Below are 22,727 nucleotides of genomic sequence, written 5' to 3'. Positions count from 1 at the left end.
GAGGAGATCATGGTTACTTGGAGCAGACGCCGGTGGTTGGCCGCAGCTTTGACCATGGGGATGGTGTCGCGAAGCTGGGGCCAGGAAGCGCAGGTCGATGCCGTTCGGCTCGCGACGACCACTTCGGTCGATCATTCGGGGTTGTTGGCGTGGCTGGCACCGCAGTTGCGTCGCGAGGCACAGGTGGTTTTGCAGGTGTTGGCTTTGGGTACCGGGAAGGCGCTTGCGGTGTTGGGGCGAGGGGACGCCGACTTCGGCATCACGCACGACCCCGAAGCAGAAGCCGCATTTTTGGCGCAGCACCCTGGTTGGCTCCGAAAGCCTTGGCTGATTGGACGGTTCCTGTTGGTTGGTCCCAAAGCCGATCCGGCGGACGTGGAAGGGCGCCCGGTGACCGACGCGTTCGTTCGCATTGCGGAAACCGACGCAGCGCTTTTCGTCTCCCGTGGGGATCAGAGCGGAACCCATGCGCGCGAACGCACGTTGTGGGCGGCAGCTCAGATCGACCCACGCGCACGGTTGGGGACGCGTTACCGCTCCGTGGGACAGGGCATGGGGCCGACGCTCGTGATCGCGAACGAAATGGCCGCCTATACGCTTGTCGACGAGGGGACGTGGTTGGCGCTGCAGGGGCGGCTACCCAATCTCGAAGTGGTGATCGCATCCGACCCTTTGCTCGACAATCCCTACGCGATTCTGGTTCGGGAAACCGCGTGGAAGAATGGCGTGCAGGATCCTGTTGGGCGCGCCGCGCGCTGGCTCTGGGAGGCACGCGAGGCGATTGCGCGCGGGTTCGAGGTGCACGGGGTGCATCCATTGCGGCCAGCGCCGTGACGCGCCGCGTGTAGTGGGCTTTTGGCGCGCGGATACGTGTGCGTCAGGGGTGCGCCGCGGATGCGCGTTGCCACGAGCCCGATTTTCCGCCGTGTTTCTCTTCGAGTTGCACCGCTTCGATCGTCATGCCGCGGTCGATCGCTTTCACCATGTCGTAGATGGTGAGGAGCGCAACGCTTGCGGCAGTGAGTGCTTCCATTTCGACGCCGGTACGTCCGACGGTCTCTGCCCGTGCTGTACAGTGAATCGTGTTGGGGGGTTCCGGGATGAAGTCGATCGCCACATGGGTCAGCGGCAACGGATGGCAGAGGGGAATCAGTTCCCCGGTTCGCTTCGCCGCCATGATGCCGGCAACGCGCGCCACGCCCAGCACGTCCCCTTTTTTGGCGTCGCCTGCCAGGATGCGGTCGAAAGTGGCGGGCGCCATGCGAATGCGACCGCTTGCGACCGCGACGCGATGGGTTTCCCGTTTCGCGGCCACATTGACCATGTGCGCTTCACCCTGCGCGTTGAAGTGGGTGAGATCGTTCATTGCCGTGCCTCGTCCTTGCGCTGAAAAGCGTATCATAGTGAAAAAGCAGGATTTGAGGTAGGCGCGATGGCGCACATGCGGTATGGCGAACCGGAGCGGGGCGTTGCGGCGCACAGCCACCCGTCGCATCATCGATCGATGCGCCGCCGCTTCGTGGGGTTTCTGGGACTGGCGGTGTCGGGGGTAGCCGGAGCGTTTCAATTGCCCGACTTGAGTGGTTCGAGCGCTACGGTCTTTTCGGCGCAGGAAGAGGCGGCGGTGGGGCGTGCGGCGATGCGCGAAATCCGCGAACGCGATCCCAGCTATTGGGACGATCCTGCGCTGGCCGAATACCTCACCGGTTTGACGCAGCAGCTTGCCGCCGGTCTCACGGGACGGCTCGATGTCCCGGTTTTCACCGCGTTTCTGCTCAAAGATTGGACCATCAATGCGTTTGCGCTCCCGGGGGGGTATTTGGGCTTTCATGCCGGGTTGATCGCGGCAACCGAAAGCGAAGCGGAACTGGCCGCGGTAGCGGCGCACGAAGTGGCCCACGTGGCGCAGCACCACATCGCGCAGATGCTGGAACAGCAGAAAGGGGCGTCGCTTTGGGTGTTGGGTTCGCTCCTCATCGCGGCGCTCGCGGCGCGTTCCGGTACCGGACAGTTGCCAGAGGCGGCCGCAGCAGCGGGCTCGGCTGCAGCGGCGCAGCAGCAATTGGCCTTTTCGCGCGCGTTCGAACGCGATGCCGACCGAGTGGGGTTGGAACTTTTGGCCCGCGCCGGTTTTGCGCCCGAAGGGGCGGTGCGTTTCTTTGGGCGGTTGCTCAACGCCACCCGCTTAGGTGAAACCGGTTTTCCCCCCTATCTGCGCACCCATCCCTTGACGATCGAACGCATCGCCGACCTCGACAACCGTATTCAGAGCGGCGAATTTCGCGCCCGTTTCGGTTCGGCGGGCAAAGAGGCGCTCGATCCGTGGGGGTTCGCGTTCGTTCGCGGCACCGTGTTGGCCGAACGGGGAACGGCGGGAGAGGCGCTCGCTCAGGCGCGTGCGGCGGCGCAAGATCCGGTCGGGCAGGTGTGGCGCGTGCGCGCGGCACTGCGGGCCGGGGAGCGGGCTGCGGCTAAGGAGTGGCTCGTTCGCTTTGTCCAACAGTGGCCCGAGGGGCGCTGGCGTGCGCTCTGGGAGGCGGAAGCCTGGCGTGCTTTGGGCAATTTGGCGGAGGCGCTCGCCGTTTTGCGGCGGGCGCTGTCGGCGCAGCCCGAATCGCTGGCGCTGCGTGCTGCCGCGGTGCGTACTGCGATCGCAGCAGGAGAGCGGGAATGGGCGTGGCAGCAGGCGCGTGAAGGAGTCGAGCGCTATCCGAAGCGCGATTTGGCGTGGCGCTTACTGGGTGAAGTGGCTGCGGCGCGTGGGGATCAGGCGTGGCAGCATCGGGCGCAAGGGGAGCGGTTCGCGCTCGACGAGCGATGGCAGGCGGCGCTCGATCAATTCGAAAAGGCGCGGTTGGCGCGACGGGAAGACGACATCTGGGTGGCTGAGGTGCAGGTGCGGGCGAACCGCATGCGCGAGGCGATCCGCGCCGAACAGAGAGAGCGGGGGCGTAGCGTGCGCTGAGGGGTGCGTGCGATGGGGCGAGCAGTGGCACTGGCGTTGGGGTTGTTATGGGCGGTGAGTTACCCGTTGCTGGCGATTCCCGAAAGCGGTAGTGCGCAACTCGTCTGGGTGTTCACCGCTTGGCTGGTTGCGATCGTGTTCGCGGCGGGGACAGGGCGCGATGGCTGAAGCGACGCGCGGTTTGGTGCTGGTGGCACCGGGCGTTGCGGCAGCGGCGGCGTTCGGCTATCTCCTGTTGCTGTTTGCCGTGGCCTTTTGGGCCGACCGCCGCGCGGCGCAGCACCGTTCCGTGATCGATCGCTCCTGGGTCTATTCGCTTTCGATCGGCGTCTATTGCACCGCTTGGACCTTCTTTGGCAGCGTCGGCGTTGCGGCGGAGCGGGGGCTGTGGTTCTTGCCGATCTACTTCGGACCGACCCTCGTGATGCTGGCTGCTCCTCTGGTGCTCGTTCCGATGTTGCGCGTTGCCAAATCGTTGCGGCTCACGTCACTGTCGGATCTTTTGAGCACCCGTTTCGGCCATCGCGCCCTTTTGGGGCGGTGGGTGGCGCTGGCGCTCGTCGTGGTTTCGATTCCCTATGTCGCGTTGCAGTTGAAGGCGATCGCGCTGGCGTTCGAGATCGTTTCGGGCGGAGCAGGCGGTGAGGCGGCGCGAACGTTCTGGTTGGTGGTGGTGTTGGCGCTTTTTGCCGCCCTTTTCGGGACACGGCGATTGGACGTCACCGAGCGGCACGAAGGGTTGGTGGCCGCGGTGGCGTTCGAGTCGGCGGTGAAACTCGGTGCGTTTCTGCTGCTTGGGGTGGTGATCGGTGCCGTCTTGCTGGGCGACGCAGAGGGCGCACTTCGCGCCGCTTGGTGGGAGGCGTGGCAAGCGGTCCCCAAAATCGACGCGGTTGCCGCGATGGGGTACGGCGACTGGTTGGCGCTGATCGTTTTGGCCGGGGTGGCGTTTCTGTTGTTGCCGCGGCAGTTTCAGGTGTTGGTGGTCGAGAACGTCCGTGCCGAACATTTGACCCGTGCGTCATGGCAGTTTCCGCTCTACCTCTGGGCACTCAACCTCTTCGTGGTGCCGGTGGCGCTCCTCGGTAAAGTGTTGCTACCCGATGGGGTGACTTCCGACGGTTTCGTCTTGACCGTCCCCCTGGCGCTGCATGAGCACTGGTTGGCGGTGGTGGTTTTCTTGGGGGGGATTTCGGCCGCGACCAGTATGGTGATCGTGGAAAGCGTGGCGCTCGCTACGATGATTTCGAACGATTGGGTGGCGCCTTGGTGGCTTCGTCGCGGGAAAACGCTTGCAGCCGGGCATCTCTTGTGGGTGCGGCGCGCGGTGATCGTCGCGGTGATCGCAGCCGGTTACCTCTTTTTTCTCTTGGCCGGGGAGTCGCACGCGCTGATCGCGATCGGTTTGGTCAGTTTCCTGGGTGTGGCGCAGCTCGCCCCGGCGGTCGTCGCGGCGTTTCTCTGGCCAGGCGCGTCTGCGGTTGGGGTCGCGGCGGGGTTGTTCGTCGGGTTGGTGGTGTGGGGCTACACGGCGCTTTTGCCGCTTCTCATTCGCAGCGGTTGGTTTCCGGAAGCGTGGCTGACCGTTGGCCCTGCTGGGATCGCGTGGTTGCGCCCGGAAGCGCTGTTCGGGGTCGAGGGGATGGCGCCAGTCACAGCGAGCTTGGTCTGGAGTGTGTTGGCGAACGGAGTCGTGCTGATCGCCGTTTCCGTGCTCCGCCCTCCCGATGGCGCAACGCGGGCAATCGCGCGCCGTTTCGTCGCCGATCCGTTGTTCCGGGCATCGCGGAAAGGAGCGGCGACGATTGCCGATGCCTCTGTGGCTCCGGTGCGCAGCCATTGGCGGGCGAAGACGCAAAGCAGCGCCGTGCTGGAGGTGCTGGCGCGTTTCGTCTCTGCGGAGCGATTGGAGGAAGCGTTGCGCGCGTTTCGTGCCGAACGTGGGTTGGCAGCGGACGCCCCGCTCGTGGTCGACGAGGCGTTCGTGGCATTTGCCGAACGGCTGCTCTCCGGGGCGATCGGTGGGGTAGCGGCGCGGTTGGTGCTGGAAGGTGTGCTGGGGGAACGGGCGCCGGCGTGGGACGAGGTGATGGCGCTGGTCGACGAGGCGCGTGCGGTGCGCGAGGCGAACGAGCGGTTGCGCGAGCTCGATCGGATGAAGGACGAGTTCATCGCATCGGTGAGCCACGAACTACGCACACCGCTCGCCGCGGTGCGCGCCTATGCCGAGCTGTTGGCGGCGGACCCGGATATCGACCGAGAGACGCGGCGGAAGTTTTACCAAACGATGGTTCGTGAAAGTGAGCGGCTCACGCGGTTGGTCAATCAAGTGCTCGATCTGGCGAAGCTCGATTCCGGGCATGCCGAATGGCGCCATGAGGCGGTCGATTTGCGCACGGTGGTGCACGAGGTTGCGGAGACGATGCGTCCGGTGATGCGCGAGCGTGGGGGGGAATTGGGTGTCGTGGTGCCACAAGAGGAAGCGATCTGTTTCGGTGACCGCGATCGGCTGGTTCAGCTTTTGCTAAATCTCGTGGGGAACGCCGTACAATTCATGAAGGTGCCCCACGGGAAAGTGGCGGTGACGTTACAACCCGACGCACAAACCTGGCGGCTTATCGTCGAGGACAATGGGCCGGGTGTGCCACCCGAAGAACGGCAGGCAATCTTCGAACGCTTTCACCGCGCGTCGAAGACCCGCGCACACAGCACGGGAACAGGGCTGGGGTTGGCGATCGCCAAACGGATTGCCGAGCACATGGGGGGGGCGATCGCAGTCGACGAGAGTCCGTTGGGAGGGGCTCGGTTCGTGGTGACTCTGCCACGGGGAACGGTTTCACAAGAAAATCGGGAGAGGGAAGATGAGCCACAAGATCTTGGTGGTGGATGACGAGGAGGCAATTTCTCTTGCATTGGAATTTCTGCTCCAACGGGCTGGGTATGAGGTAGCCGTTGCCCGGGATGGCGTCGAGGCCCTCGAGCGAATCGCGGCGTGGCGGCCTGACTTGGTGCTGCTCGATATCATGATGCCCGGAAAAGACGGTTTCGAGGTGTGTCAGAGCGTGCGTGAGATGAATGACCTCACACCGCAACCCAAGATCGTCATGCTCACCGCGAAAGGGCGCGATGTCGAGCGCACGAAAGGGCTCGCGGTAGGGGCAGACGACTATGTCGTCAAACCCTTTTCCACTGAAGAGCTGCTGCAGCGCATCGCGCGGCATCTTGGTCAGGAGGCCGCGTGATGGCAATCGGTGCGCGCGCACGATTCTGGCTGACCTACGCCGTGATCGCGGCGTTGGTGACGATCCCTTTTTCCGTGACGCTCTTTTTCGTCTGGCTGGATATGGACGAAGTCCAGCGCAACCTCTTGCGGATGATCGCGCCCCATTGGCTGCCGATCGGAACCGCGGTCACCGTTTTGAGTCTGGTGCTCGCCGGGGTGGCGCTCCACCGCCTCTATCGCGTCTATGTCCAGGGGTTGGCGGCAATGGCCGAACAGCTCGACGTGATGCGTACGGCTCCGAGCGGTTTTCGTATCCCGAGTTTTGGTCCGCCAGAGGTGCGCCGGGTTGCCGAAGCGGCAAACCGTTTGGCCGAAGCGAAAGAGGCCGCAGCGACCGAGGTGCAAGCGCGCATCGACGAAGCGAAGCGCAGTGCGGTCGCGGAACGCAATCGTCTGGCGGCGTTGATGGCGCAGCTCGACGAAGCGGTGGTCGTCTGCAACCCCGACGGGCGCGTGTTGCTCTATAACGAAGCGGCGCGGCAGCTCGTCGCAGCGTTCGTCGGCGAACAAACCGCCGTTGCTGCAACGAGTGCATTGGGTTTGGGGCGGACGGTGTTCACGTGGATCGATCCTGCGGTATTGGGACACGCGCTCGACACCGTAAACGCGCGCCTGCAAGCGGGCGACACGGCGCCGCGCGCTCGATTCGTGATCGTCGCTCCTACGGGGCGGGTGGCACGGGTCCGTGTGGCGCCGGTTACCGCAAGCGGTGAGACGACGCTGAGCGGGTTCGTGTTGGTGATCGATGACGTGACCGAAATGCTCGAACGGGAAGCTCAGCGCAGTCAGGTGCTTTTCGAGATGACCGAAGGGAACCGAGCGTCGTTGGCGAACGTGCAGATGGCCGTAGAGATGCTCGGGCAGCCCGATTTGAGTCCCGAGTTGGGTGCACGCTTCCGTGACGTGATCGCGCGGGAGCTCACCGTGATGCGCACGCGTCTCGATCGCGCGGTGAACGAGGTGCGTGAGACACTGGCGACCCGTTGGCCAAGGGAACCGATTGCGGTGAGTGAGCTGGTGGCACTTGCGGAGCGATTCGTTTCCGAGCGCCTCTCAGTTACGGTCCGGCTGGAATGTGACGCAGTGGCCGATCATTGGGTTGCAGCCGATGCTTTTTCTTGGCTGCGGATGGTCGCGGCACTGGTCGAGCGGCTGCGCGACGATTACGACGCCGACCCGATCCGTTTTCGGGTTCGGCCAGATGGCAAAGGGTGGATTCATTGGGACCTGGTCTGGCACGGTGGGGCGTTGAGTTCCGAGATCGTTTCGGGCTGGGAGCTGGAGCCGGTCGTCGTACGCGGCGAACGGTATCCGTTTACGGTCCGTGAGGTGTTGGAACGGCACGGCGCGGCGATGTGGTTCGATCGTGTCAAAGCGCGGCACGAAGCGTTTCTCCGCTTGGCGATCGCCGAAGAGGCTGTCGCAGCCAAACCGCAGGGGACGGCAGTGGAAGCAAAAACGCTCGAGGCGCCAGCGGGGCAGGAACGCGAAACCGAACGGCCACTCTTTTTCGATTTCGACCTGTTTGCGTGGGGCGCGCATTCCGGAGACCTCGACAACCGCCGCCTTGCCGAGCTCGCGTATACGGTTTTCGATACCGAAACCACGGGACTTCGGCCCTCTGAGGGGGACGAGATCATCCAGATCGGTGCGGTGCGGATCGTCAATGGGCGGGTGTTGCGTGAAGAGGCGTTCGAGCAACTGATCGACCCGCAGCGACCGCTTGCGAAAGAGTCGATCGCGATTCATGGGATCCAACCCGAAATGCTGGTCGGGCAGCCGACTGCCGAGGTGGTGCTTCCGCTTTTTCACCGCTACGCAGAAGGGACCGTGTTGGTCGCGCACAATGCGGCGTTCGACATGCGCTTCCTGGAACTGAAAGAGGCAAAACTGGGGATTCGTTTCGATCAACCCGTGCTCGACACGCTGCTGCTTGCCTATTTCCTCTTCCCTAACCAAGATTCGAACCGCTTGGAGGCGTTGGCGGAACGGTTTGGGATTCGGATCCTCGGGCGCCATACCGCGTTGGGGGATGCGATCGTCACCGCCGAGGCGTTTGTGAAGATGATCCCATTGCTCGAGGAGCGGGGGGTGCGGACCCTCAAAGCCGCGCGAGAAGCGGCGCAGCAGACCTACCTCGCGAAATTGCGTTACTGACGGTGGGTTGTGATGCTGTTGCCACGCACCGCCCGGTTTTTCGTGAGTTTGGCGATTGGTATCGCCCTCTTTCTCTGTGCCGCGTGGCTGGCGGAAAAGTGGGGTGTGGCGCCGCGCGTGATCGGGTTGTGCTTTCTGGTGGCGACGATCGCGCTTTATGCCGGGATTGGTGTGGCGATGCGCACCCAGGACGTGGTCGAGTACTACGTCGCTGGGCGCCGCATCCCCGGCATCGCCAACGGGATGGCTACCGCAGCTGACTGGATGAGTGCAGCGTCGTTCATCGGGCTGGCGGGGGCGATCTACCACCAGGGGTTCGAAGGGTTGGCCTACCTCACCGGCTGGACCGGTGGGTTCGTGCTGGTGGCGCTCTTTTTCGGACCTTATTTACGCAAATTCGGGCAATTCACCGTCCCCGAGCTCGTCGGTGAACGCTACGGACCCACTGCGGAGTGGCTGGCTGTTTGCGCGGTGGTGTTGGCTTCGTTTGTCTATCTGGTCGCGCAAATCTACGCGGTCGGTCTGGTCGCGAGCCGTTTTGCGAGCGTGCCGTTCGAAATCGGGCTTTTCGTCGGCTTGGCCGGTATCTTGGTCTGTTCGTTTCTGGGCGGAATGCGGGGTGTGACGTGGACGCAAGTCTCCCAGTACTTGATCCTGATCGTCGCGTACGTTGCGCCGCTCGTGGTGCTTTCGCAGCAGCGGTTCGACCTCCCCATTCCCCATTTCGCGATGCCGCAATTGGCGCAGGCCGAACGGGCGATCGAAGAGCGGGTGACCTTCGAACCCGCGGAGATCGCGGTGCGGGCGCAATTCCAGGCAGAGGCCGACCATTACCGCCAGTTGTTGGCTGCTTGGCCGCAGTCGGTCGAGCCGGAGCGATTGCGTTTGTGGGAGCGGTGGCAGATTGCGCGCGAAGCAGGAGAGCGCCCCGAATCTTTGCGTGCGATGGAGGACGAGTTGCGCGCGCTCACGAAAGGCGCAGACAGTGCGCGTGCGTTTTGGATCGCGCGCTTAGCGGACGCGGAGCGGGCGGCGCTGCCGCTTCGCCCCTTTTTCGCCGCGTGGAGCGGCCAAAGCGAAGCGGAAAAAGACGAGAAGCGGCGCAATTTCTTGGCGCTGATGTTCGTTTTGATGGTGGGAACGGCTGCGTTGCCGCACATCTTGATGCGCTACTACACCACGAGCACGGTCGAAGAGGCGCGCACCTCAACGGCATGGACGCTCTTTTTCGTGGCGATCCTCTACCTGTGTGCGCCACTCTACGCGCTCTTTGCCCGTGTGGAATTGGGGCAGTGGTTCGGGACGTCGATCGAAGCGGCGAGCCATTGGTTGGCGAATTGGACCAATCTGGGGTTGGCAACCTTCACCGACCGCAATGGCGACGGTTTGATTCAAAGTGCCGAATTGCGGTTGAGTCCCGATGCGGTGGTGTTGGCGCTGCCCGAATTGAGCGCGTTGCCCTATACCATCGCGGGGTTGGTCGCGGCAGGCGCGCTGGCCTCCGCGCTCTCGACCGCCGATGGGTTACTGCTCACCATTTCCAACGCGTTGGGGCACGATATCTATTACAAGCGTTTGATGAAAGCGCAGTCGAGCACCCATCGCCGCTTATTGGTGAATAAAACCTTGCTGTTGCTCACGGCCGTTTTCGCGGCATGGGTTGCGGCACTCAGGCTCGATACCATTCTGCTGTTGGTGGGTCTGTCGTTTTCTCTGGCTGCAGCAACCCTTTTTCCCACGGTTTTGCTCGGAATCTTTTGGCGGCGGGCAACCCGTGTCGGGGCCGTGGTGGCGATGGTTGGCGGCTTTGCGGTGAGCGTCCTCTATTACGTCCTCAACCATCCGGTCTTTGGCTTTGCCGGCGACACCCGAATTTGGGGAATCGACCCGGTGGCTTGTGGTGTGTTCGGGGTGTTGTTCGGGTTTGGCGCTCATGCGGTGGTGGGCGCTTTCGGTTGGGGCGCGCGCGCAAGCGACGCTGTGTTCGTCGCGAGGATGCAGCAACCGGAGTGATAAAATCGATATTTAGGTCATTTTTTCGGAACCACGATGAAAACCGCAGCGATTCGTCAAGCGTTTCTCGAGTTTTTCCGCAGCAAAGAGCACGAGGTCGTTCCCTCGAGTTCCCTCGTCCCGCACGGTGACCCCACGTTGCTGTTTACCAACGCGGGGATGAATCAGTTCAAGGATGTCTTCTTGGGGTTTGACGAACGTCCCTACAAGCGGGCGACTACCGCGCAAAAGTGCGTGCGCGCCGGCGGCAAGCACAACGACCTGGAAAACGTCGGCTATACGGCGCGGCACCACACTTTCTTCGAAATGTTGGGCAACTTCAGCTTCGGGGATTACTTCAAGCACGAGGCGATCCATTACGCGTGGGAGTTGGTGACCCGAGTTTTCGCGATTCCTGCCGAACGGCTCTGGGTGACGGTCTATGCCGAGGACGACGAAGCCTACCGCATTTGGACCGAGTCGGTAGGGGTTCCCGCAGAACGCGTGGTGCGCATCGGCGACAACAAAGGGGCGCGGTACGCTTCGGACAATTTCTGGATGATGGGGGACACCGGCCCGTGTGGACCATGCACCGAGATTTTCTATGACCATGGCCCGGAAATCCCGGGCGGACCGCCGGGATCGCCCGATGAAGACGGGGATCGCTATATCGAGATCTGGAACCTCGTCTTCATGCAGTACAACCGCGACGAAAAAGGGGAGATGCACCCGTTGCCCAAGCCGAGCGTCGATACCGGCATGGGGCTGGAACGCATCGCCGCGGTCTTGCAAGGGGTCCATTCCAACTATGAGATCGATCTCTTTCAAACGCTGATCGCAGCGGCGCAAGAGGTGACGGGCTGTGCCAACCGAGATAGTCCAAGCCTCAAGGTGTTGGCCGACCACATCCGTGCGGCAACCTTTCTCATCGCCGACGGTGTGATTCCCGGTAACGAAGGGCGCGGTTATGTGCTGCGCCGCATCATCCGTCGCGCGATCCGCCACGGGTGGAAACTGGGCGTGCGGGCCCCATTCTTCTGGAAACTGGTTGCGTCCGTCGTCGCCGAAATGGGCGAGGCCTACCCGGAAATCGCGGCGCGCCAGCAGTTGGTCGAAGCCACGTTGCAGGCCGAAGAGGAGCGCTTCTTCGCGACGATCGCCAACGGTATGGCGATGCTGGAAGCCGCAGTCGCCGAGCTCGAAGCACGGGGTGAGCGTATGCTCGACGGTGAATTGGCGTTCAAGCTGCACGATACGTACGGTTTTCCGCTGGACCTCACCGCTGACGTCCTGCGCGAACGCGGCCTCACCGTCGATGCGGCGGGGTTCGACGCTGCGATGGCGCGGCAAAAGGCGCTGGCGCGCGCAGCGGGTAAGTTCAAAGTGAACCTGGAAGCGATCGACTACGCCGGGCCAGCAACCGCTTTCGAAGGGTACGAGCATCTGGAAACCGAAAGCGAGGTGGTCGCGCTCTACCGTGAAGGCGCGTCGGTTGCGGCGCTCGAAGAGGGAGAGAGTGGTGTCGTGGTGCTCGCGGCAACGCCGTTCTACGCCGAATCGGGCGGCCAGGTGGGCGACCGTGGGCTATTGCGCGCCACCGACGGGCTTTTCGCGGTCGAAGATACCCAGAAGATACGGGCCGACGTCCATGGCCATCATGGCGTGGTCACAACCGGTGTGATCCGGGTCGGTGACCGGGTGACGGCGCGGGTTGATCACGCTGCGCGCGCGGCAACCGCCCGCCACCATTCGGCCACGCACCTCCTGCACAAAGCGCTGCGTGACGTACTGGGGCCTCATGTCGAGCAGAAGGGCTCCGAAGTCGCGCCGGAGCGGTTGCGTTTCGATTTTTCCCACCCCAAACCGCTCACTGCCGAGGAGATCGCCGAGATCGAACGGCGGATCCTCGACGAAGTGCTCGCGAACACTCCCGTTTCTGCTCAAGTGATGCCGCTGGAGGCCGCGAAAGCCTCGGGCGCGATGATGCTCTTCGGGGAAAAGTATGGCGAAACGGTGCGCGTGCTGTCGATCGGCAGTTCCAAAGAGCTTTGTGGCGGAACCCACGTGGCGCGTACCGGCGATATCGGGCTGGTGAAGATCACGTTGGAAACGGCGATTGCATCGGGCATCCGGCGCATCGAAGCGGTGGCTGGGGAAGTCGCGTTGGCCTACGTCCAACAGCTCGACGCGACGCTCGGCGCTGCTGCCGAACGGCTCAAGGTGGCTCGGGACGAAGTGCCCGAGCGGATCACGGCGCTTCAAGAGGCGCTCAAAGCTGCAGAAAAAGCGCGCGAACGCGCAGTGGAACGTGCCGCTGCAGCACTTGCCGAAGCGCTCGTTGCTCGGGCGGAAACGCGCGATGGCGTGAAACGGCTGGTCGCACAAGTCGAGGTCGATTCGGTCGAGGCGTTGAAGCGTCTGGCCGAGTTGGCGCGGGACCGACTGGGCCCTGAAGCGGCCGTCCTCCTTGCCGCAGCGATCGACGGCAAAGCCGTTTTCGTCGCGGCGGTGGGCCGTGCGGCAGTGGCGCAGGTGAAAGCGGGCGAGTGGGTGAAGCGCGTTGCCGCGACCATCGGCGGTCGTGGCGGTGGGAAGCCGGAATTCGCGCAAGCGGGGGGCGGCGATCCAGCCCGTTTGGCGGAGGCGCTGGCCGCTGCCTGACCGACGCACACGATACCGGTGCTGGGCGTGCTCGGCGACCCACCGGGCATTGCGCGTGGCGCCCGCGGTTTTTACCGTATTGGTCATTTTCTTGCCAGAGTTCGGGCGTAAAGCGCACGACGCGATTGCGCCCAGCACCGACCCTTCGGGGACGTGGTGGCATTGCAGACAGTTCGGCGTGGCGCGTGCGTTGGCAATGTAAGGAATCGTGGCGCGAAAGTAGGATTCGGTCAAATTGTCGATCGGTTCGGAATAGGGCTTGCCGTTCGTCAGTACTTGCTGTTCAACGGGGTCGGGCTCGCGTTCTCCTTGGCGGTGCTTGCCGAACTGTTCATCGACCACGGGCGAACGGACGATTCGGACGCTACGTAGGTTTTGTACGTCACGCAGCCGATCAAGGGAGCGTTCTCGTTCGCCGATGGTGCCCACCACCATCGCTTCGGTGAGGTGCACGCGGACGGTTTCCGTAGCGGTTTGTGCGTGGGCAGTTTTGTTTTCGAGATGTGGCAACTATAGCACAGTCAAGAGAGCGCGGCGAGGTCGATCCCTGGCCACACGTTAGCAAGCGCGTGCGCGAAATCGTTTTTGATCCGGGCAAGCGTCGTTTCGTTGTCCGCTTCGAAGCGCAACACCAGAACGGGCGTGGTGTTCGACGCGCGCGCAAGACCAAAACCGTCAGGGTATTCGACGCGAACCCCATCGAGCGTGATGATCTCCGTGGCGTCGGTAAAGCCCGTGTAGTTTTGGAGTTTTTCGACGAGTTGGTGCGGTTCGCCCTCGCCCATTTTGATGTTGAGCTCGGGGGTGGCGACGGAATCGGGGAGCGCTTCGAGCACTTCAGAAGGGTTCGGGTGGCGCGAAAGGATTTCCAACAGGCGCGCTGCGGCGTAAAGCCCGTCGTCGAAACCGTACCAGCGCTCTTTGAAGAAGATGTGACCGCTCATTTCGCCGGCCAGGAGCGCGCCGCTTGCTTTGAGCTTTTGTTTGATGAACGCGTGGCCCGTTTTCCACATGAGCGGTTGACCGCCATGGTCGCGGATCCATCGGGCTAAATGGCGGGTGCATTTGACGTCGTAGAGGATCGTCGCGCCCGGGTTGCGTGCCAGGAGGTCCGCAGCAAAGAGCATCAATTGCCGGTCAGGGAAAATTATTTGTCCGGCTTTGGTGATCACGCCCAACCGATCGCCGTCGCCGTCGAACGCCAAACCGAGTTCGACGTCGCCGGAAGTGACCGTCGCGACCAGGTCGCGGAGGTTTTCGAGTTTGGAGGGGTCGGGGTGGTGGTTGGGGAAAGTGCCGTCGACTTCGCAATAGAGCGGATGCACCTCGGCACCGAGCGCGGTGAAGAGCGGCGGCGCGACCGCCCCGGCAACGCCGTTACCGCAATCGATCGCGATTTTCAGCGGACGCGCCAGGCGTACGTCACTGGCGATGCGAGCGACGTACGCAGGGACGACATCAACTTCCCGTTCCGTTGCCGGTTGCGGAGCCACGACGAGGTTGTTTTCTTGGAGACGGCGGCGCAGGTCGGTGATGAGCGGCCCGTAAAGGGTTTCGCCGGCGAGCACCATTTTGAACCCGTTGTATTCGGGCGGGTTGTGGCTGCCCGTGACCGAAACGCACGAGTGGGTGCCCAGGTGTTCGGCGGCGAAATAGGTGACCGGTGTGGGAACGCAGCCGATCGCGATCACGCCGACGCCGGCGTGCCGAATGCCGCACGACAGCGCTTCGGCAAGAACTGGACCCGACAACCGACCGTCGCGACCGATGACGATCTCGGTGACGCCTCGCCGTACCGCTTCACTGCCCAGCGCCCAGCCGATCGCGAATGCGGCTTCCGTGGTGAGGGTACGATCGACGATCCCGCGGATGTCATAAGCTTTGAAGATCGACGCGTCTGGGACGAACGGTGTCATCAGTGGTGGCCTTTCGGGGGTTCGCCGGTGAAAAGGAATTCGCGGCTGCAGTACGGGCAGACCGCTTTCCCGCTTTTGACTGGGTCGAGGTAGACACGCGGATGCAACAGGGCGACGGGTTCGTCGGGGAGCGGGCAGCACAGAGGCAGATCCGCAGCGGTAACGGTGATCTGCCGCTCCTTACGGACCGAATCCAACGGGTTTTCGCTCATCCTGGGCTCCTTAGACGTACGTCAGCCAGTGGTCGTATTCGGGGGCACGGCCGTTGACGATCTCGAAGTAGCGCGCTTGGATTTTCTCAGTAATCGGCCCGCGGCTCCCGGAGCCGATCACGCGGTCGTCGAGTTCGCGAATCGGCGTGACTTCGGCGGCGGTGCCCGTGAAGAAGGCTTCGTCGGCGATGTAGATGTCGTCACGCGTCAGGCGCCGCGCAACGAGCGCAATGCCGAGCTCACGCGCGATGTGATGGACGGTGTCGCGCGTGATCCCAGTGAGCGCGCACGCGATTTCGGGTTCGATGAGCTGTCCGTTCTTCACCAAGAAAAGGTTTTCTCCAGCACCTTCGGCAACGAAACCCATCGTGTCGAGGAGCAGCGCTTCGTCGTACCCTTGGCTCGTCACCTCCAGGTTGGCGAGGATCGAGTTGGCGTAGGTGCTGGCCACTTTGGCGCGTGGCATCGTGACGTTGACGTGTTGGCGCTGGAACGACGAGGTTTTGACGCGAATCCCTTTTTTCAATCCCTCTTCACCCAAATACGCGCCCCACGGCCACGCGGCGATTGCGACGTGTACCTTAGCCCCTTTCGGGGAAACGCCCATCTTTTCCGAGCCGTAAAAGGCGATGGGGCGGATGTAGCACGACGTGAGGTTGTTGGCGCGCACCACCGCTTTGTGCGCTTCCATCAGGGTTTCGAGGGAGTAGGGGATCGGCATCATGTAGATCTTTGCCGAATTGAAGAGCCGCTCGGTGTGCTCACGCAGGCGAAAGATCGCTGGCCCGCGTTCGGTTTCGTAGGCGCGTAGGCCTTCGAATACGGCCAGTCCGTAGTGGAGCGAGTGGGTGAGCACATGGGTGGTGGCCTCGCGCCAGGGCACGAGTTCGCCGTCGTACCAGATGGTGCCGTCACGATCGGACATCGACATCGCCGAAGCTCCTCAAGAATGCGTGGTAATGCGCCAATTGTAGCGCAACGCCCGAACGCCAAGAAGGGGGCGGCCTAGACCGTACGGAGGATTTTTGCGATGGTGGCGATGAGGCGCGAACGGTCCAACACGCCGATCAACGTCCCGTCTTCGACTACCGGATAGGCATGGTAGTGGTTCTCGGCAAACGCCCGCGCGGCATCGAGAAGGGTGTCCTCGGCGTCAAGGGTGACCACTTTGCGGTTCATGAAATCACCGACATTGCCGGCCAGTTCGTTGAGGTACGCATCGGCAACGAGGGGCTTCAACAGGTCTTTTTCGGAAAAGAAACCGATCAATTTGCCGAAACGGTCGGTCACCGGCGCACCATTCACGCGATGGACGACGAGCGCTTCCAGCGCTTCGGTGAGCGCAGTTTCCGGATGAAAGACGAGCGGGTCGCGGCGGACGAAATCGCGGACAAAGAAATCGGTCAGCATGATGTTTGCTTCTCCTCTTGCGCAGCCGCCTTGCGGGGGCAAGGCTGGCTGCATCCCCCGTCACAGGAAATGCCAAAGCGGCCAAGGCCACCGCAAGAACCTTGGAGCGCGCGTCGCCCAAAGAGTACGCCAATTGCCGCGAAGAGGACGAAGAGCAGAAACACAGCAAGCGTGGCCAAAAAAGTACTCATGGTGGACGCTCCTTGTTTCGATCAGCCGCCGAAATCGTCGAAGAGGATGTTTTCGCGCTCGACTCCCAGATCGAGCAACATCTGTGTCACTGCGGCGGTCATCACGGGTGGGCCGCAGAGATAGTATTCGCAATCCTCCGGCGCGGGGTGATCTTTGAGATAGTGTTCGTAGAGGACATTGTGGATGAACCCGGTATAGCCCGTCCAGTTGTCTTCGGGTTGCGGGTCGGAAAGCGCGATGAACCAACGGAAATTGGGGTATTTTTCCTGCAGCCGGTTGAAGTCGTCGACGTAGAAGAGCTCTTTCTTCGACCGGGCCCCGTACCAGAAGGTGATCTTGCGCTTGCTGTGCAGGCGCTCGAGTTGGTCGAAAATGTGCGAGCGCATCGGGGCCATCCCCGCGCCACCGCCGATGAAAACCATCTCATTGTCGGTGTCACGGGCGAAGAATTCGCCAAAGGGACCGGAAATCGTCACCTTGTCACCGGGTTTGAGGCCGAAGATGTACGACGACATCTTCCCAGGTGGCAGCCCAGGACGTGGCGGCGTCGCGATCCGGACGTTGAGCATGATGATGCCCTTTTCCAGCGGATAGTTCGCCATCGAGTAGGCGCGCACGATCGGTTCGTCCACTTGGGAGACCAGATCGAAGAGCCCCATCTTTTCCCAGTCACTGCGAAAGGGCTCAGGGATATCGAAATCTTTGAAGTGACGGACATGAGGCGGGGCTTCGATCTGAATGTAACCGCCCGCGCGGAAATCGACGTTTTCCCCCGGGGGCAGTTCGAGCACCAGCTCTTTGATGAAGGTGGCGACGTTGCGGTTGCTCTTGACGGTACATTCCCACTTCTTGACGCCGAAGACCTCTTCGGGGACTTCGACCTTCATCGGCTGTTTGACGGTGACCTGGCAGGAGAGGCGGTAGCCCTCGCGCGCCTGCTTTTTGTTGATGTGTGCGGCTTCGGTAGGCAGCAACGCCCCGCCGCCATCGAGCACTTTCACCTTGCATTGGCCGCACGAACCGCCACCACCACACGCCGAGCTGACGAAGAGTTTCGCGTCGGCAAGCGCACCGAGCAGTTTGCTGCCAACCGGCGCCGCGATGGTTTTCTCCCCATTGATTTCGATGGGAACCGTACCGCTTGCGACCAATCGCTTGCGGGCCGCCAGAATGAACGCCACCAGCGCCAGGACGATCGCTACGAAAAAAAAGACGCCCAAGATGACTTCGATCATGAGTCACTTCCGTTCGCGTGTCAGAGTTTCAAACCAGAGAAAGCCATGAAGCCGAGCGCCATCAACCCTGCGGTCATGAAGGCGCTGCCAAGCCCTTGGAGACCAGCCGGGATATCGGCGTATTTGAGCTTTTCCCGTACCGCAGCCATCAGCACGATCGCCAACGCCCACCCCAGGCCGGAGCCGACGCCATAGACCACGCTCTCGGCAAAGTTGTAGTCGCGCTCGACCATGAAGAGCGTGCCACCGAGAATCGCACAGTTCACGGTGATAAGCGGCAGGAAGATCCCAAGCGCATTGTAAAGCGCTGGGACGTAGCGGTCGAGGAACATCTCGAGAATCTGTACCGCAGCGGCAATCAGGCCGATGAAGCTCAGAAAGCCGAGAAACGAAAGGTCGACGTCGGGTAGACCCGCCCAGGCGAGCGCCCCTTCGGCGAGCAGGTAGTGGTTGATGAGGTTGTTGAGCGGGATGGTGAGCGATTGCACCACCACCACCGCAATCCCCAGGCCAATGGCCGTTTCGATCTTTTTCGAAATGGCCAGGAAGGTGCACATCCCCAGGAAGAAGGAGAGCGCCAGGTTTTCGATGAAGACGGCGGTAATGAAGAGGTTCAGGAGTTCCATCTCACACCCCCTCCGACTGTGGCGCCGCGCGGACACGGAATTCCGCGGTTTCACGCTGTTTCGGTTGCCAGGTGCGCACGGCCCAGATGATGAGTCCGATCAGGAAAAAGGCGCTTGGGGGAAGGAGCAACAGCCCATTCGGGACGTACCAGCCGCCATCGTTGACCGTGGGCAGTACCGGATAGCCAAAGAGCGTGCCAGACCCGAGGAGTTCGCGGACGAAGCCGACCGTGAGCAGGATCGCACTATACCCGAGCCCGTTGCCGATACCGTCCCAGAAGCTCGCCACAGGCGGATGGCTCATCGCATAGGCCTCGGCACGCCCCATCACGATGCAGTTGGTGATGATGAGGCCGACGAAAACCGAGAGTTCGCGGCTGATTTCGAACGCGAAGGCTTTGAGGAACTGGTCGACGACGATCACGAGCGTACTGATGATCGTCATCTGGATGATGATGCGGATCGAACTCGGGATATGCTCACGGATCAAGCTGATGAACAAGTTGGAGAACGCGGTCACGAGTGTGAGTGCGATCGACATCGTGAATGCGGTGGACAGTTTCGAGGTGACCGCAAGCGCCGAGCAGATCCCGAGCACCTGCAAGATGATCGGGTTGTTGGCTACGATCGGTTGTGTCAGGGTCTTTTTGATTTCGCTCATTGCCCATCCCCCTTGCTTCTCAATGATTGCAGGAAGGGTCCGTACGCGCGTTCGCTCAACCAGAAACGGACGGTTTGATCGACCCCTTTCGAAGTGAGCGTCGCGCCCGCCAACCCATCGACGGCGAACTGCGCTTCCGGCGTGTTGGGATCGACACGGCCTTTGACGACGTGGATCGCTACCTGACCCTGTTCGTCGAAAGCTCGTTTGCCGTGCCACAGCGCGCGCCATTTGGGGTTTTCCACCTCGCCGCCCAGACCCGGCGTTTCTGCCTGTTGGTAGAACTTGAGACCGCGGATCGTGGTGCCATCCCCTTCCAACGCCAGGAAACCCCACATCGTCGACCAAAGACCGGAGCCGTGGATGGGGAGTACGATCACTGTGACTTTGCCGTTCGCGTCGCGCTTCAGGTAGACGGGCATCACTTTGGGCAGCCGTTTGATGCGCGCGGGGTCTTCGCTGCGCGCAAGCGGTTGCGACCAGTTGGGGTCACGCGCGATTTTTTGCGGGTCAGCGGGTAGGGGCGGCGGCGTATCGAGAACCCGGCCCGTTCCCAGCTCCACCCACACCTGTTCGAGCGACTTGAGGGCTTCGGCGGGAGAAATCGGGCTGCCTGGCTGCCAAATGCCGGCGACTTCGACGATGTTCTTCGCCCGAAATGCTGCTTGATTGTGCTGTTGCAGTGGGCGCAGCGCCACGACCGTGGCCGAGACGAGTGCGGCGCAGAAGAAGCAGACGACGAGCGCCACGGCGACGATCTTACGCAGGTCGTCGTTGGGTAGCGCCCAGATCGCTTTCAGGTTGAAGGTTTCAGAGTTGGACATAGCGACGCTCCCGACGCGAGAGATGCCAACGCATCACCAGATAGTCGATGAACGGGGCCCAGACGTTCGCAAAGAGGACCGCGAGCATCGCCCCTTCCGGAAAGGCGGGGTTGGCAACGCGGATCAGCACCACCATGAAGCCGATCAACAGACCGAAAATCCAGCGTCCGGCTTGGGTCATCGACGCGGAAACGGGGTCGGTGGCCATGAAAAACATCGCGAGCATCAAGCCACCCACGGCGAAGTGCCAATACCACGGCATCGCCGCCATCGGGTTGTTTGCGGGGCCGAACCAGTTGAAGAGCAGTGTAGTCACGATCACCCCGATCGCAACGCCGGCAACGATCCGCCAGGAGGCGATCTTGGTGTAGAGGAGGAACAACCCTCCGATGAGGATTGCGAGCGCCGAGGTTTCTCCCAGCGACCCAGGAATGAACCCCAGGAAGGCGTCCCACCAAGTGTAGCCAGCTTGCGCGATACCTGCCATGCCCTCGGATGCGCCGATTCCCAACGGCGTGGCGCGGGCGTATCCATCGACGGCAACCCAAACGGTGTCGCCCGACATCGCACTCGGATACGCGAAAAAGAGGAACGCGCGGCCGGTAAGCGCTGGGTTGAGGAAGTTCTTTCCCGTGCCGCCGAAAATCTCCTTGCCGAAGACGACGCCGAAACTGATGCCCAACGCCACGAGCCACAGCGGCGCGTTCGGTGGCATCGTCAAGGTGTAGAGCATCGAGGTGACCAGGAACCCTTCATTGACTTCATGTTTGCGCACTATGGCGAAGAGGACCTCCCAGAGTCCCCCCACCACCAGCGTGGTGAGGTAGATGGGAAGGAAATGGAGGAGTCCCAGCACGAAGTTGCCGACGACGCTTTCCGGGTCGAACGAAAAGCCGAGCGCGAGATAGAGCGCGCCGCGCCAATCGCCCTTTTCGGCGCCGAACGCGCTCACGGCGAGGTTCGCTTGGTAACCCGTGTTGTAACAGGCCATGAGCACTGCGGGCAGCAGTGCGACGACCACATAACTCATCATCCGCTTGAGGTCGATCGCGTCGCGCACGTGCGGGGCGCTCTTCGTCGGCTGGTTGGTCCAGTAGAGGAAGGTTTCGACCATCTCGTAGAGCGGGTACCACCGCTCCCATTTGCCTCCGGGCAGGAAGTGGGGCTCCCAACGGTGGAATCGGTCTCTGAGCGACATTAGCCCTCCCGTTCGATCTTTTCGAGTGCGGCGCGCAAGTAGGCGCCATAGTCGGTTTTCCCCACGCAGGCGAATGAGAAGATCGCAACGTCTTCTTCTTCGAGCTCCAGGCAACCCAATTTCTGAGCCATGTCGGTATCCCCGACGACCAGATAGCGCAACAGTTGCGTAGGCAGGATTTCGAGCGGGCAGATCTCTTCGAAAATGCCCGTGGGGATCATCGCCCGGGGACTCCCTTGCTGGGCCGTGGTAAAGCGTGGCGCCTCGTTGCGGTTGAAGAGCACGCGAAAGAGCGAAAAGCGCGGCAGCAGCGGATTGATCCACCCGAGCAGCGGCTTATCGTCGCGTTTGGGTTCGGGTAGGACGCTCACTTGGAGATGGTAACGCCCGAGATACGCGAGCGGCCCGATCGCGCGGCGTCCATCGAGCGGCGAACCCGAGATGGGACGGCAAGGGCCGTCGCAGAGTTCGCCTTCCAGCAGCGCTTCGATACTTGCCCCGAGCGGAACCCGCACGAGACGCGGCTGCCGCACCATCTCACCACCCAGTGCGACGACGCGCTCGGTGTCGATGCGCCCTTCCAGAAAGAGGGTCCCGATCGCGATCACGTCCTGGTAGTTGAGATACCAGACGGTGCGTTCGAGTGAAACCGGTTCGAGGAAATGGATATGGGTGCCTGGGAGCCCCGCCGGATGCGGACCCGCAAACGCCACGGAACGGTAACGCGCGCCTTCGGGCATCGGCAGGTGTTCGCCAGGGGCTTGGCACAGATAGATTTTGCCGTCGGTGAGGTGTGCCAGGATGGCCATCCCGGCGCGAAACGCTTCGGGACGTTCACCGATGACGACCACTGGGTCGGCGGCAAGGGGGCGGGTATCGATCGCGGTGACGAAAATCGCGGCGGGGCGACTCGCCGGGTCAGGAATCTTGCCGAAGGGCCGAGTGCGTAGCGCCGTCCACAGACCGCTGGCGCAGAGGCGCGAAACGACCGCTTCGGTGTCGAGGTCGAGCAGAGCGTCGGGCGCAATCGGTTCGAACCGGGTTTCTTCGGCGTTCGGGTCGGCGTCGCATTCGATCACAACGTTGAGCAACGCGCGGCGCGCGCCCCGCTCGATCGCGACAACCGTCCCGGTTGCCGGTGCGGTGAACAAGACAGTTGGGAATTTTTTGTGGGCAAAGAGCGGTGCTCCTTTCGTCACCCGGTCGCCTTCGGCAACCAGCAGCTTGGGCCGCATGCCCCGGTAATCGGGTCCCAGCAGCGCCACGCGGCGAATGGGTGCCGTGTGGCCGCTGATTTGTTGCTGGGGCGCGCCGGGCAGCGGCAAGGAGAGCCCTCGCGATAGCGTCACAGTGTGCATGGTCGCGCTCTCTTCTTCCCCATACGGATAAAATCTC

Annotated in this window: 20 protein-coding genes; 8 read left to right on the top strand and 12 right to left on the bottom strand. The window is 62.4% G+C overall.

All coding sequences use genetic code 11. The annotated features are described in order from the left end of the window. Positions 1 to 9 precede the first annotated feature (9 nt). The gene (locus ACYQ4Z_RS06335; RefSeq protein ID WP_217126463.1) at positions 10 to 834 is read left to right on the top strand and encodes an ABC transporter substrate-binding protein; all 825 of its coding nucleotides are present in this window, start codon (positions 10 to 12) and stop codon (positions 832 to 834) included. 43 nt (positions 835 to 877) lie between these two features. Here ACYQ4Z_RS06335 and moaC read toward each other — a convergent pair whose 3' ends face one another. Beyond that, positions 878 to 1,366: a cyclic pyranopterin monophosphate synthase MoaC gene (gene moaC / locus ACYQ4Z_RS06330; protein ID WP_217126464.1), complete on the bottom strand. Its 489-nt coding sequence runs from the start codon at positions 1,364 to 1,366 to the stop codon at positions 878 to 880. A 66-nt stretch (positions 1,367 to 1,432) separates the two neighbouring features. On the opposite strand from moaC, the gene ACYQ4Z_RS06325 reads away from it, so the two are divergent. Genes ACYQ4Z_RS06325 through alaS form a run of 7 tightly spaced genes read left to right on the top strand, consistent with a single transcriptional unit; the run spans position 1,433 to position 13,058 of the window. After that, on the top strand, positions 1,433 to 2,965 hold the full coding sequence (locus tag ACYQ4Z_RS06325; RefSeq protein WP_219971873.1) for a M48 family metalloprotease: 1,533 nt from the start codon (positions 1,433 to 1,435) through the stop codon (positions 2,963 to 2,965). Positions 2,966 to 2,977: 12 nt separating this feature from the next. Continuing rightward, on the top strand, positions 2,978 to 3,133 hold the full coding sequence (locus ACYQ4Z_RS06320; RefSeq protein WP_170141305.1) for a hypothetical protein: 156 nt from the start codon (positions 2,978 to 2,980) through the stop codon (positions 3,131 to 3,133). After that, a complete protein-coding gene (locus ACYQ4Z_RS06315) occupies positions 3,126 to 5,855 on the top strand; it encodes an ATP-binding protein (RefSeq protein ID WP_459860379.1) in 2,730 nt (909 codons plus the stop codon). The genes ACYQ4Z_RS06320 and ACYQ4Z_RS06315 overlap by 8 nt, the downstream gene beginning before the upstream one ends. Beyond that, a complete protein-coding gene (locus ACYQ4Z_RS06310) occupies positions 5,827 to 6,207 on the top strand; it encodes a response regulator transcription factor (RefSeq protein WP_219971870.1) in 381 nt (126 codons plus the stop codon). Before ACYQ4Z_RS06315 ends, ACYQ4Z_RS06310 begins: the two co-directional genes overlap by 29 nt. Beyond that, positions 6,207 to 8,405 carry a 3'-5' exonuclease gene (locus ACYQ4Z_RS06305; RefSeq protein ID WP_459860377.1) on the top strand — a complete coding sequence of 733 codons (2,199 nt, stop codon included), beginning with the start codon at positions 6,207 to 6,209 and terminating at the stop codon, positions 8,403 to 8,405. The genes ACYQ4Z_RS06310 and ACYQ4Z_RS06305 overlap by 1 nt, the downstream gene beginning before the upstream one ends. 12 nt (positions 8,406 to 8,417) lie before the next feature. Continuing rightward, positions 8,418 to 10,418 carry a VC_2705 family sodium/solute symporter gene (locus ACYQ4Z_RS06300; protein WP_219971867.1) on the top strand — a complete coding sequence of 667 codons (2,001 nt, stop codon included), beginning with the start codon at positions 8,418 to 8,420 and terminating at the stop codon, positions 10,416 to 10,418. A gap of 36 nt (positions 10,419 to 10,454) precedes the next feature. Further along, entirely contained in the window at positions 10,455 to 13,058 is a 2,604-nt protein-coding gene (gene alaS / locus ACYQ4Z_RS06295; RefSeq protein WP_219971865.1) for an alanine--tRNA ligase, read from the top strand. A 521-nt stretch (positions 13,059 to 13,579) separates the two neighbouring features. Here the strand turns inward: alaS and ACYQ4Z_RS06290 are convergent. From ACYQ4Z_RS06290 to ACYQ4Z_RS06240, 11 genes are all read right to left on the bottom strand, one after another. Next, on the bottom strand, positions 13,580 to 14,974 hold the full coding sequence (locus ACYQ4Z_RS06290) for a phosphomannomutase/phosphoglucomutase (protein WP_459860374.1): 1,395 nt from the start codon (positions 14,972 to 14,974) through the stop codon (positions 13,580 to 13,582). Next, a complete protein-coding gene (locus ACYQ4Z_RS06285) occupies positions 14,974 to 15,186 on the bottom strand; it encodes a zinc-finger domain-containing protein (RefSeq protein WP_119335431.1) in 213 nt (70 codons plus the stop codon). Before ACYQ4Z_RS06285 ends, ACYQ4Z_RS06290 begins: the two co-directional genes overlap by 1 nt. Before the next feature lie 10 nt (positions 15,187 to 15,196). Further along, the gene (locus ACYQ4Z_RS06280; RefSeq protein ID WP_219971861.1) at positions 15,197 to 16,117 is read right to left on the bottom strand and encodes a branched-chain amino acid transaminase; all 921 of its coding nucleotides are present in this window, start codon (positions 16,115 to 16,117) and stop codon (positions 15,197 to 15,199) included. Positions 16,118 to 16,191: 74 nt separating this feature from the next. After that, positions 16,192 to 16,596, bottom strand: a complete 405-nt coding sequence (locus ACYQ4Z_RS06275; protein ID WP_170141304.1) for a CBS domain-containing protein — start codon at positions 16,594 to 16,596, stop codon at positions 16,192 to 16,194. After that, positions 16,590 to 16,787 carry a (Na+)-NQR maturation NqrM gene (gene nqrM, locus ACYQ4Z_RS06270; RefSeq protein ID WP_119335428.1) on the bottom strand — a complete coding sequence of 66 codons (198 nt, stop codon included), beginning with the start codon at positions 16,785 to 16,787 and terminating at the stop codon, positions 16,590 to 16,592. Before nqrM ends, ACYQ4Z_RS06275 begins: the two co-directional genes overlap by 7 nt. Positions 16,788 to 16,808: 21 nt before the next feature. Beyond that, the gene (gene nqrF, locus ACYQ4Z_RS06265; protein ID WP_119335427.1) at positions 16,809 to 18,023 is read right to left on the bottom strand and encodes an NADH:ubiquinone reductase (Na(+)-transporting) subunit F; all 1,215 of its coding nucleotides are present in this window, start codon (positions 18,021 to 18,023) and stop codon (positions 16,809 to 16,811) included. Positions 18,024 to 18,043: 20 nt separating this feature from the next. After that, a complete protein-coding gene (gene nqrE / locus ACYQ4Z_RS06260) occupies positions 18,044 to 18,649 on the bottom strand; it encodes an NADH:ubiquinone reductase (Na(+)-transporting) subunit E (RefSeq protein WP_119335426.1) in 606 nt (201 codons plus the stop codon). A 1-nt stretch (position 18,650) separates the two neighbouring features. Then, positions 18,651 to 19,310, bottom strand: a complete 660-nt coding sequence (locus ACYQ4Z_RS06255) for an NADH:ubiquinone reductase (Na(+)-transporting) subunit D (protein WP_219971856.1) — start codon at positions 19,308 to 19,310, stop codon at positions 18,651 to 18,653. Beyond that, on the bottom strand, positions 19,307 to 20,134 hold the full coding sequence (locus ACYQ4Z_RS06250) for a Na(+)-translocating NADH-quinone reductase subunit C (RefSeq protein WP_219971855.1): 828 nt from the start codon (positions 20,132 to 20,134) through the stop codon (positions 19,307 to 19,309). The genes ACYQ4Z_RS06255 and ACYQ4Z_RS06250 overlap by 4 nt, the downstream gene beginning before the upstream one ends. Continuing rightward, positions 20,121 to 21,332: an NADH:ubiquinone reductase (Na(+)-transporting) subunit B gene (locus ACYQ4Z_RS06245; protein WP_217126481.1), complete on the bottom strand. Its 1,212-nt coding sequence runs from the start codon at positions 21,330 to 21,332 to the stop codon at positions 20,121 to 20,123. Before ACYQ4Z_RS06245 ends, ACYQ4Z_RS06250 begins: the two co-directional genes overlap by 14 nt. Then, positions 21,332 to 22,690 carry a Na(+)-translocating NADH-quinone reductase subunit A gene (locus tag ACYQ4Z_RS06240; RefSeq protein ID WP_219971854.1) on the bottom strand — a complete coding sequence of 453 codons (1,359 nt, stop codon included), beginning with the start codon at positions 22,688 to 22,690 and terminating at the stop codon, positions 21,332 to 21,334. The genes ACYQ4Z_RS06245 and ACYQ4Z_RS06240 overlap by 1 nt, the downstream gene beginning before the upstream one ends. Positions 22,691 to 22,727: the final 37 nt, after the last annotated feature.

The sequence above is a fragment of the Hydrogenophilus hirschii genome, from assembly GCF_054656675.1.
The sequence above is the reverse complement of the archived record's forward strand: the minus strand, read 5'-3'. Positions and strand labels throughout refer to the sequence as shown.